The following is a 10,248-nucleotide window of genomic DNA, read 5'->3' as shown; positions in this document are numbered from 1 at the left end:
TTCCGGCCCCGGCCGTCTGTCGGTCTGCCTCAGAGGAAGGAGTTGATCTGGATCGTCTCGTCCCGCCCAGGGCCCACGCCGATCGCGGAGACCGGGGCGCCGGAGAACTCCTCCAGGGCCTGGACGTACCGCTGCGCGTTGACCGGCAGGTCCTTGACGGCGCGCGCCTTGGTGATGTCCTCGCTCCAGCCCGGCAGGTACTCGTAGATGGGCTTGGCGTGGTGGAAGTCGCTCTGGTTGTAGGGCAGTTCCTCCACCCGGCGGCCGTCGATCTCGTACGCCACGCACACCGGGATGCGCTCCCAGCCGGTGAGCACGTCCAGCTTGGTGAGGAAGAAGTCGGTGAGCCCGTTGACCCGGGTCGCGTAGCGGGCGATCACCGCGTCGAACCAGCCGCAGCGCCGGTCGCGCCCGGTGGTGACGCCGAACTCGCCGCCGATGCGGCGCAGCGCCTCGCCGTCCTCGTCCTCCAGTTCGGTCGGGAAGGGCCCGGCGCCCACCCGCGTCGTGTAGGCCTTGAGGATCCCGATCACGCGGCTGATCTTGGTCGGGCCGATGCCCGCGCCCGTGCAGGCGCCGCCCGCCGTCGGGTTGGAGGAGGTGACGAAGGGGTACGTGCCGTGGTCGACGTCCAGCAGCGTGCCCTGGCCGCCCTCCAGCAGCACCACCTTGTCCTCGTCGATCGCCTGGTTGAGGACGAGCGTGGTGTCGGCGACGTACGGGCGCAACCGCTCGGCGTAGCCCAGCAGTTCACCGGTGATCTCGTCGATGCCGATGGAGCGGCGGTTGTACAGCTTGGCGAGCAGCTGGTTCTTCTGGTCGAGGGCCGCCTCGACCTTCTGCCGCAGGATCGATGCGTCGAACAGGTCCTGAACCCGGATACCCTGCCGGTTGATCTTGTCGGCGTAGGTCGGGCCGATGCCACGACCGGTGGTGCCGATCTTGCGCTTGCCCAGGAAGCGTTCGGAGACCTTGTCGAGAGTCTCGTGGTAGGGGGTGATGAGATGGGCGTTGCCGCTGACGAGCAGCCGGGAGGTGTCGACCCCGCGCGCGTTCAGCCCGTCCAGCTCGGAGAAGAGGACCTTGGGGTCGATGACGACACCGTTGCCGATGACCGGGGTGCAGCCGGGGGACAGAATGCCGGAGGGCAGCAGGTGCAGCGCGTACTTCTGGTCGCCGACGACGACCGTGTGGCCGGCGTTGTTGCCGCCCTGGTAACGCACCACGTAGTCAACCGAACCGCCGAGCAGATCGGTGGCCTTGCCCTTGCCTTCATCACCCCACTGAGCGCCGAGCAGCACAAGTGCGGGCACAGGCGTACACCCCTTCCGAGCGGGGCATGGGAATGTCAGCTGCCCCGGATCGACGAAACCCCTGGCGCAATCGCGACAGGGGCTCTTGCACAGAGAGCTTACGGGACATGGGGGCGGGAGGCGAACAGGTGCTCATCGTCATCGATCCGGCGGCCCGGCGCGTGGACGGGGAATCGGTAAGGATCGCGCGCGATGTGCTGTGCGCGGGTGCGGGCGCGGGACAGGTCAAGGTGCGCGTGCTGGAGGGCCCGCAGGCGATGCCGGGGGCGCTGGCGCGGCGCGGCAGCCACCGGGTGGTGATCGTGGGCGACGACCGGGCGCTGGTCCGGGCGGTCCGGGCGCTGCACCGCTCGGGCGAGCTGGCGGCGGCGCCGCTGGCGATGGTGCCGGTGGGCGCGGCCCCGGCGCTCGCGCTGGCGCGCGGCCTCGGGCTGCCCACGGACGCGGTGGCGGCCTCGCGGGCGGTGCTGGGCGGCGCGGACCGGCCTCTGGATCTGCTGGCCGACGACGCGGGGGACGTGGTGCTTGGCGTGCTCGGCATTCCGGCGCCCAGGGGCTGGTGGCAGCGTCGGCTGACCTCTCGCGACCGCCGATTGCGGGTGGAGGCAGATGGCCGCGTGCTGACCAATGTGGACCGCCCGATCTCAACGGTGTCGATCAAGGCATGGTCAGGTTTGGCGGAGGTCGTGGTGCAACACCACTCCGAGCAAGCGACGAGAGTACGCGCCACCTCGGTGACGATCAGCGGCCCCGGTTTCCACTATTTCGCCGACTCCCAGGAGTACGGACCCACCTATTCCCGCACCTGGACCGTTAATCCAATGGCGCTTAATCTGCGCGTCCCAGAGTAGCCATGCGCAAATTCTGAAACTTCCCCACACGGCACCTCTCGGAGCAATCCGGAAATAATCGCATCAGAGCAGGATACTCGTCCTTTTCACGTGGCACCTGCGGCTATCATTGAATAATCAACGGACGCACCTTCGCGGATCCTACTGATTTCCGACAGAATCACAGCAACGCGGGAAGGATAGGGCCACGGCATCCAGCCGGACAAAGCACGGCAAATTCAGCTCCAGCGCTTTTCAGGCAAGGTCATTCCTTTCATCCCACGAATACTGATCTGCCATGATTTCAGCTTTCGCAACCCGCGAGCCCTACCAGCCCCGAATTAAGGGCAGGGAATTTACAGGCGTGATAATTTTTTCCTAGTCAATAAAATATACCCATTTCACTCATAAAGGTACCCATAGTTACACATCTAGTGATTTGCCATGCCCCTTGAAATCTTTGTCAGACTTGGATAATGTCTCACACCGCCAGTTCGCCAACGATCGTGGGGCTCAAATGAAAAAGCGCATTTCGAACCTTGTCAGCACATCAATAGTTGCGTCAATAATAGCCCTTTCCTTTCTGGCCCCAGCGCAGGCTCACGCGACAGCATCTGAATGCGTAGCTTATCTGACACTTCGCGGATATACCCCCTATGACGGACGCTTCGAGATATGCCGAAAGGTCGGAGCAAGCGAGGGGACTATTAAAGATATTGATCTTTGCGAGGCAGCACTGAAGAGGGCCGGCGTAATCAGGAGTGGGGTAGCCAGAACGGCATGCACCCTGGGAGCAGCTAATTAGCACGCCCCTCGAAATTCTCCTCTAGCCCTCAAGCACTTGTGACGGCCCGCCAGTTCTTCGGCGGGCCGTTTCGGCTATTCGGGTAAGCGGAGATCAGGCTGATGGCCAATCGATCGCGCCAAATGGCACTGGAAGCAGTCGCGAGACACCGCCGCGTTGAGTCGATCCCAGCGGTACCGCGGCAGCCATCTCCAGCCTCGTTGCAGTTCGGCAATCGCCACCTGCACATATTGCCCGAACTGAAGCCAGGGTCGTTCATCCGGGACTTGAGTGCCACGCAGAAAAGACCCGAGCAGCGCCTCCGGCCCGGCACAATCTCCGGAATTACTGCTGAAAACGACGATATAAATGCGGCAGCCACTCTCGGCCCACCTCACAATTAGCTTAAGGCGAACTACCTCAAAGCCCCCATCCTGAACATCATTAGGTTCGCCGCGATTAGCGGCCACCAGATCCGACAATATCAGATCCGCCTTATTGTGTGGCCGTTAGATGGGATCCTCGTTCGTGACGGCAGTATACGAATTCCTCTCTACCCTGGAAGCATGGCGCGTGGCTTGACCCGCGTGCCAGCGGTCCAGCAGGGCGTCCAGTTCCTTCATCAGGTAGTCCATGAAGGCGGCGGACTCGTTGAGGCGTTCGGCCGCCCGGCTGTCCGCGCCGACCACCCCGGCGCCGGCCCGCATGGTCGTCGCCCAGCGCTGCACCACCGAGTCGCGCTTGACCAGGGCGGTGTACCAGATGTCGTGGTGGAGGCGGTAGCGCTCGCGGCGGGAGCCGGGTTCGCGTTCGCGGCTGACCATGTGGACGTTCGCGAGGTAGCGCACGCCGCCAGAGACGGCGGCGGGGCTGATCCGGAGCCGGCGGGCCAGTTCGGCGGAGCTGAGCACGCCGTCTTCCGACGCCATGAGGCAGGCGAAGATCCGGGCCGGCATCCGGGGCATGCCGGCTTCGATGAGATCGGCGGCGAACCGTTCCACGAAGGCGGCCACGGCCTCCTCGTCACGCGACTGCTGATCGTTCACCCGCTCATCCTCCCATCCGATCAACGGAAGCCTGCTTGACGCTTTCTTAACTTCACACATTACTGAAATGTCGGTAACTTCACAGGCATGACCACGGAAGCCCCCACCGACGCCACCCCACCCCCCGCGGCCGGCCACGCCATCGCCGCCGCCGGGCTCGTCAAAACCTTCGGCACCACCCGCGCCCTCGACGGTCTCGATCTCACCGTCCGCACCGGCGAGGTGCACGGCTTCCTCGGCCCCAACGGCGCCGGCAAATCCACCACCATCCGCGTCCTGCTCGGCCTGCTGCGCGCCGACTCCGGCACCGCCACCCTCCTGGGCGGCGACCCCTGGGCGGACGCGGTGTCCCTGCACCGGCGGCTGGCGTACGTACCCGGCGACGTCGAACTGTGGCCCACCCTCACCGGCGGCGAGGCCATCGACCTGCTCGGCCGGCTGCGCGGCGGCCTCGACCCCCGCCGCCGCGCCGACCTCATCGAACGCTTCGACCTTGACCCGACGAAGAAGGGCCGCACCTACTCCAAGGGCAACCGGCAGAAGGTCGCCATCGTCGCCGCCCTCGCCTCCGACGCCGAACTGCTGCTGCTCGACGAACCCACCGCCGGGCTCGACCCGCTCATGGAGGTCGTCTTCCAGGACGTCATCCTCCGGGCCAAGGCCGACGGGAAGACCGTCCTGCTCTCCAGCCACATCCTGGCCCAGGTCGAGAAACTGTGTGACCGGGTGAGCATCATCCGGCGCGGCAGGATCGTCCAGAGCGGCACGCTGGACGAGATGCGGCACCTCACCCGCACCACCATCGAGGCCGTCACCGACCGCCCGGCCGCCGCGCTCGCCGCCCTCGACGGGGTGCACGACCTCACCGGCGGCGACACGGCCGGACAGGTGCGGTTCACGGTGGACGGCGCCCGGCTCGACGCCGTCGTGCGCGAACTGTCCGGCTACGGCGTCCGCTCCCTCGTCAGCCATCCGCCGACCCTGGAGGAGCTGATGCTGCGGCACTACGGCGACGAACTGGCGGCCCACCGATGACCGCCGCCACGGCCGCCGCCCCCGGCACCGCGCCCCCGCCCCGTACCACCGCGTCCGGGCCGGCCGGCCCGTTCACCGGCACCGGGGTCCTGCTCCGCTTCGCGCTGCGCCGCGACCGGGTGCGGCTGCCGGTGTGGATCGCCGCCCTCGCCCTCGGCACCGCCTCCTCGCTGGCGAGCTTCGAGAGCACCTACGCGGACGCCGCCGACCGGCGCTCCATCGGCGAGACCCTCAACAGCCCGGCCGGCCTGGCGATGACCGGACCCGCCCGCTATCTGGAGGGCGACTACGGGTTCGGGGCGATGCTCGGCCACCAGGTGCTCGGGTTCGTCCTCGTGCTCGTCGCGCTGATGAGCGTCCTGACCGTCGTCCGGCACACCCGGGCCGAGGAGGAGAGCGGGCGCGCCGAACTGCTGCGGGCCGGGGTCCTCGGCCGGCACGCCCAGCTGGCGGCGGCCCTCGCGCTCGCCGTCCTCGCCAACCTCGCCCTGGGGGCGCTGGTGGCCGCCACCGTGGCGGGCCAGGGCGGCGGGGCGGTGCTGTACGGGGCGGTGCACACGGCCACCGGAACGGTGTTCGCGGCGCTCGCGGCCGTCGCCGTCCAGATCACCCCGTACGCGCGCGGCGCCGCCGGGCTCGGGCTCGCCGCCATCGGCACCGCGTACGCGCTGCGCGCCGTCGGCGACGTGGGCGGCGGCACGCTCTCCTGGCTCTCGCCGATCGGCTGGGCGCAGCGCACCTATGTGTTCGCCGCCGACCGCTGGTGGCCGCTGCTGCTGTCGGCGGCGCTGGCGGCGGCCGCCGGGTGGGCGGCGTTCGCGCTGTCGGTGCGGCGGGACGTGGGCGCCGGGCTGCGCGCCCAGCGGCCGGGCCGCCCGGGCGGCTCGGCGGCGCTCGGCCGGCCGCTGGGCTTCGCGCTGCGGCTGCACCGGGGCGTCCTGGTGGCGTTCGCGGGCGGGCTCGCGCTGCTCGGGGCGATGTACGGCTCCATCCTGGGGGACGCCGAGCGGATGATCGAGGACATCGAGGCGCTGCGCGAACAGGTGGAACAGGCCGGGGGCGCCGACGTGGCCGAGTCCTTCGTCTCGGTCGTGCTGATCGTCCCGGCCATCGTGGCGGCGGTGTACGTGGTGATGGCCGCGCTGCGCCCGCACGCGGAGGAGACCGCGGGCCGGGCCGAACCGCTGCTGTCCACCGGCCTGTCCCGTACCCGCTGGGCCGGCTCCCATCTGGCGGTGGCGCTGGCGGGCGGCACGGCGGTGCTGCTGGCCGGCGGGCTGGTGCTCGGGCTCACCGGCGCACTGTCCACCTCGGACGGCGCCCTGCTGTGGAAAGTGCCGGGCGCGGCGCTGGCGTACGCCCCCGCGCTATGGGTCACGGCGGGCGTCGCGGCCGTGCTGTACGGCTGGCTGCCGCGCGCCTGCGCGGCGGCCTGGATCGTCCCGGCGTACGCGTTCGTATGCGGCTACCTGGGCGAACTGCTCGGCTTCCCCGGCGTCCTGAACGACCTCTCCCCCTTCGGCCATGTCCCGCGACTGCCGGCCACGGCCCCGGACGGCGGCGGGTGGCTGGCGCTGGGGTTGCTGACGGCGCTGGCCGGCGCCCTGCTGTGGCTGGGCCTGGCCGGCTTCCGCCGGCGGGACCTGGAGACCACGTAGCGCGCGCCACAGGAGCACACTGGAAACAGGGGAGGAAGCGTTCCCGCTCCTCCCCGCCGGCGCCCGGCCGTCCTTTCCCCCGAGGGGCGGCCGGGCCCCTGTGTACGCCGCTGCGGTGCTCCCGTACCCCGGTACGGAGCAATGCGGCACCCGCAGGGACGCACTCCGGGTGCGGAAGCCATGACCCCCTGTTCGCATAGGTGACATCCCGTCACGCCACCGCGCGTGCCGTTCACCGACGACCCGGAGGTCATCGCTCCATGAAGGCTTTGTCACCGCGAAGGACATCCAGGACCGGCCGCCGCCTGGTCACGGGCGTCGCCGCGACCCTGCTGACCCTTGGCCTGGCCACCACGCCCGCCGTCGCCGGAGGCGACAACAAGGGCAGCCAGACGACCAACCCACCGCTGTCCATCAGCCCGAGCGCGGGCGGCGCCGGCACCTCGGTCACCGTCCGCTCCACCTGCCAGCCCGGCGGCCCCGCCACCTCGGAGGCGTTCCAGGCCGATATCAACCTGTCCACCAAGGAGTCGGACGGTCGCTGGGTCGGTACCGGCAAGATCAGGACCAGCGGGCTGACCATCGGCAAGAGCTACCCGGTCACCCTGGTGTGCGCCGACGGCGTCACCCTGACGACCAACTTCACCTTCACCTCGGCGACGCCCTCCGGTGGCGCCGGGGCCGGATTCGGCGGCACCGCGGGTGAGGGCGGCGGGGCGCAGGCCACGGCGCTGGCGGTCGGCGGCGGGCTGGCCGTCGCCGGTGCGGTGGGCTACGTGTTCCTCGCCCGGCGCCGCCGTTCGGCCGGTAACCACTCCTACTGAGGGGCGCGAGCGTGACTGAGATCCTGCGCGGCATCCTGGGCGGCCCGGCCGCCCTCGTCCGCCGGGCGGGCGAGCGCTACCGCTGCGCCCGCTCCCGTCCGGGTACCCCGAGCGGACGGCGCCGTCCGGCACCGCGCGGACGGGGTCTCAGGCACGCCGCCGCCCAGCGTCCCGCCTCCAGCCTCACCCGGTTCCAACGGCTCGCGCGCCGCAGCCGCCGCTACGAAGTGGCGGCTGCGGTGGCGGCGGTGACGGTGGGGGTGACGGCGGGCATCTGGCCACCGGAGCCGGTGATCGAGTTCGGCAAGCAGCGGCCGGCGACGGCCGAGGCCGAGGCGAACCCGACGATCGGCCCGTCCTACACCGGCGCGGAGGGGCACGGGGCGCCGTTGCCCCGCTCCCGGCCGACCCGGGTACGGGTGCCGTCCCTGGGCACGGACGTCGAGGTGTTCGGTGCCCAGCTCGACCCGGACGGCGGACCGCCCACCCCGTCCGAGGAGGACGCGATGCGCGCCGCCTGGTACTCGGGGGGCGTCTCCCCCGGCGAACGCGGCGCGGCCCTGCTGGTCGGCCATCTGGACACCTACGTCGGCCCGGCCGCCTTCGCGGGGCTGGCGAACCTCCAGCCCGGTGAGACGGTGGAGGTCGACCGGGAGGACGGCTCGATGGCGACCTTCATCGTGGACGCGGTGGAGATGTACGCCAAGGACAACTTCCCCAGCGACGTCGTCTACGGCTCCGACGACACCCCCCAGCTGCGCCTGATCACCTGCGGCGGCGCCTGGTCGGCCGCGACGGGCTACGACTCCAACATCGTCGCCTACGCGCACCTGGCGTGACCGGGCCCCACCGGTGGGAACGCTTCCCCCATGACAGCAGCGGAGATAGCGCCGGACATCCTGGCCTACTACGACGAACGCACCGACGAGGACACCCGGCTGAGCCGGACCGCCGACGGCGCGCTGGAACTGGTCCGCACCCAGGAGATCCTGCGCCGCCATCTGCCTCCTCCCCCGGCGACCGTCCTCGACGTGGGCGGCGGCACCGGGGTGCACGCGCGCTGGCTGGCGGCCGAGGGGTACGCCGTCCATGTGGTGGATCCGGTGCCCCGCCATGTGGCGCGGGCGGCCCGGGTACCGGGGTGCACGGCCGAGCGGGGCGACGCGCGGGCGCTGGCGGCGGGCGACGCCACGTACGACGTGGTGCTGCTGCTGGGGCCGCTCTACCACCTGGTGGAGCGGGCGGACCGGCTTGCCGCCGTCCGGGAGGCGCGCCGGGTGGTGCGGCCGGGCGGTGTGGTGGCGGTGGCGGGGATCAACCGGTACGCGCCGGTCTTCGATCACACCGCCACGACCGCCCTCGGGGACCGGGCCGAGGTGCGTCAGTCCGTCGCGGACACCGTGCGGACCGGCCGGCACGGCGGCGACGGCCGCAAGGGGTTCACCGTCGCGTACCTCCACACGGCGGCCGGGCTGGCCGGCGAACTGGCCGCAGCGGGGCTGCCGGGGGCCACCGTGTACGGCGTGGAGGGGCCGGCGTGGGGGATGCTGCGGGCCGTCGAGGTGCACACGGGTTCGCCGGTGACCGACTCGCCGCTGTTCACCGCCGCCCTGGAGGCGGCCCGGTTCGCCGACGGGTACCCGGAGCTGCTGGCGGCCTCCTCGCATCTTCTCGCCGTCGCCGGCGGCCGGGCCCAGGAGGGGTGACATGGACATCGAGGACTTCGGGGGCGGGCCGAGCGCCGCGGCGGAAGTGCTGGTGGTGACCACGAACGACGTGCCGGGACGGCGGGTCGCGCGGGTCGTCGGGGAGGTGTTCGGGCTGACCGTCCGCTCCCGCAACCTCGGCAGCCAGATCGGCTCCGGCATCAAGTCGATGTTCGGCGGCGAACTGCGCGGGCTGTCCAAGACGCTGGCCGAGACCCGCGCCCAGGCCGTGGAGCGGCTGATCGACCAGGCCAGGGCGCGCGGCGCCAACGCGGTGCTGGCCATGCGGTACGAGGTGAGCACGGCGGACTTCGGCACCGAGGTCTGCGCGTACGGGACGGCGGTCGTGCTGGTGGACGCCGATTCCTAGACTCGGGGCATGAGTTACGGACTGAACCTGTTTCTCGTCGATCCCGCGCTGGTGCGCGGGATCGTCGGCAGCGGGGACGAGAAGCAGCGGCGGATGATGGGCGGCCGGTTCAAGCGGGAACTCGCCCAGGACGACGCGTGGTTCGCCGACCGGATAGCCGAGGGCGCGCCCCCGGCGTACGAGGCGCTGCGCGCGGTGATCGACGGCGGCCCGTTCGAGGAGGAGCACGCCTTCCAGTACGCGTACGCCTACCAGCGGATCTGCGAGTTCCATGGTCGGCGGCTGGACAACAGCAGCTTCTCGCCGTTCCGTTACGGCTGGCTGGGCCGGGTGGACGAGGCCCTGGCGGAGCTGGGCGTCACGGCGGTGGAGGTCACCTCCTTCACGTACCGCGACTTCCCCGCGCCGCTGCCCCGTCCCGAGGAGTTGCCGGGCCACGGCGTGTGGAGCACGGCGGACTGCGCCCGCGCGCTGAAGGAGTGGGAGGCGGCCACCCCGGACCTGCGCGCGGCGCTGGACCCGGAGGTCCGGGAGGCGGTCGAGTCGATCGCGGGCTGGCTCCGCCGTGCGGCGGCGAAGCCGGGCGCGGGGGTCCTGGGGTTCTTCTCCTGAACCGGGCGCCTCGTGGCACGACGGCGGTCGTGCCGGCCGGCACCGGCGACCGGCCGGTCCGGCCTGATAC

10 protein-coding genes are annotated in these 10,248 nt (G+C 70.7%); 8 read left to right on the top strand and 2 right to left on the bottom strand.

Features of this window, described 5'->3' with window-relative positions; genetic code table 11:
- Positions 1-29: 29 nt before the first annotated feature.
- Positions 30-1,313: an adenylosuccinate synthase gene (locus ACFV5N_RS18640; RefSeq protein WP_026047124.1), complete on the bottom strand. Its 1,284-nt coding sequence runs from the start codon at positions 1,311-1,313 to the stop codon at positions 30-32.
- 128 nt (positions 1,314-1,441) lie between these two features.
- On the opposite strand from ACFV5N_RS18640, the gene ACFV5N_RS18635 reads away from it, so the two are divergent.
- Complete coding sequence (locus ACFV5N_RS18635; protein ID WP_385600823.1) at positions 1,442-2,164, top strand: diacylglycerol kinase; 723 nt, start codon at positions 1,442-1,444, stop codon at positions 2,162-2,164.
- Between the two features lie 1,272 nt (positions 2,165-3,436).
- Here ACFV5N_RS18635 and ACFV5N_RS18630 read toward each other — a convergent pair.
- Entirely contained in the window at positions 3,437-3,973 is a 537-nt protein-coding gene (locus ACFV5N_RS18630) for a GbsR/MarR family transcriptional regulator (RefSeq protein ID WP_385600820.1), read from the bottom strand.
- An 87-nt stretch (positions 3,974-4,060) separates the two neighbouring features.
- Between ACFV5N_RS18630 and ACFV5N_RS18625 the strand changes: the two genes are divergently transcribed.
- The 7 genes from ACFV5N_RS18625 to ACFV5N_RS18595 all read left to right on the top strand — a co-directional run bounded on the left by ACFV5N_RS18625 (position 4,061) and on the right by ACFV5N_RS18595 (position 10,178).
- Positions 4,061-5,008 carry an ATP-binding cassette domain-containing protein gene (locus tag ACFV5N_RS18625; RefSeq protein ID WP_385600817.1) on the top strand — a complete coding sequence of 316 codons (948 nt, stop codon included), beginning with the start codon at positions 4,061-4,063 and terminating at the stop codon, positions 5,006-5,008.
- Positions 5,005-6,666, top strand: a complete 1,662-nt coding sequence (locus tag ACFV5N_RS18620) for an ABC transporter permease (protein WP_385600815.1) — start codon at positions 5,005-5,007, stop codon at positions 6,664-6,666. The genes ACFV5N_RS18625 and ACFV5N_RS18620 overlap by 4 nt, the downstream gene beginning before the upstream one ends.
- A gap of 260 nt (positions 6,667-6,926) precedes the next feature.
- Positions 6,927-7,490 carry a hypothetical protein gene (locus ACFV5N_RS18615; RefSeq protein ID WP_385600812.1) on the top strand — a complete coding sequence of 188 codons (564 nt, stop codon included), beginning with the start codon at positions 6,927-6,929 and terminating at the stop codon, positions 7,488-7,490.
- A gap of 11 nt (positions 7,491-7,501) precedes the next feature.
- Entirely contained in the window at positions 7,502-8,329 is an 828-nt protein-coding gene (locus ACFV5N_RS18610; RefSeq protein ID WP_385600809.1) for a class F sortase, read from the top strand.
- A 30-nt stretch (positions 8,330-8,359) separates the two neighbouring features.
- Complete coding sequence (locus ACFV5N_RS18605) at positions 8,360-9,196, top strand: class I SAM-dependent methyltransferase (protein WP_385600807.1); 837 nt, start codon at positions 8,360-8,362, stop codon at positions 9,194-9,196.
- Between the two features lies 1 nt (position 9,197).
- Positions 9,198-9,566: a YbjQ family protein gene (locus tag ACFV5N_RS18600; RefSeq protein ID WP_385600804.1), complete on the top strand. Its 369-nt coding sequence runs from the start codon at positions 9,198-9,200 to the stop codon at positions 9,564-9,566.
- A 9-nt stretch (positions 9,567-9,575) separates the two neighbouring features.
- The gene (locus ACFV5N_RS18595) at positions 9,576-10,178 is read left to right on the top strand and encodes a hypothetical protein (protein WP_385600802.1); all 603 of its coding nucleotides are present in this window, start codon (positions 9,576-9,578) and stop codon (positions 10,176-10,178) included.
- The last annotated feature ends 70 nt before the right edge of the window (positions 10,179-10,248 follow it).

This window comes from Streptomyces sp. NPDC059853 (genome assembly GCF_042731495.1).
Taxonomy (GTDB): Bacteria; Actinomycetota; Actinomycetes; order Streptomycetales; family Streptomycetaceae; genus Streptomyces.
Note: the sequence above shows the minus strand (reverse complement) of the source record. Positions and strands in the feature narration are given on the sequence as shown.

Coding starts and splice junctions, on each gene's coding strand:
- ACFV5N_RS18625 (WP_385600817.1), top strand. CDS start 4,061: ATGACCACGGAAGCCCCCACCGACGCCACCCCACCCCCCGCGGCCGGC.
- ACFV5N_RS18620 (WP_385600815.1), top strand. CDS start 5,005: ATGACCGCCGCCACGGCCGCCGCCCCCGGCACCGCGCCCCCGCCCCGT.
- ACFV5N_RS18615 (WP_385600812.1), top strand. CDS start 6,927: ATGAAGGCTTTGTCACCGCGAAGGACATCCAGGACCGGCCGCCGCCTG.
- ACFV5N_RS18605 (WP_385600807.1), top strand. CDS start 8,360: ATGACAGCAGCGGAGATAGCGCCGGACATCCTGGCCTACTACGACGAA.
- ACFV5N_RS18600 (WP_385600804.1), top strand. CDS start 9,198: ATGGACATCGAGGACTTCGGGGGCGGGCCGAGCGCCGCGGCGGAAGTG.
- ACFV5N_RS18595 (WP_385600802.1), top strand. CDS start 9,576: ATGAGTTACGGACTGAACCTGTTTCTCGTCGATCCCGCGCTGGTGCGC.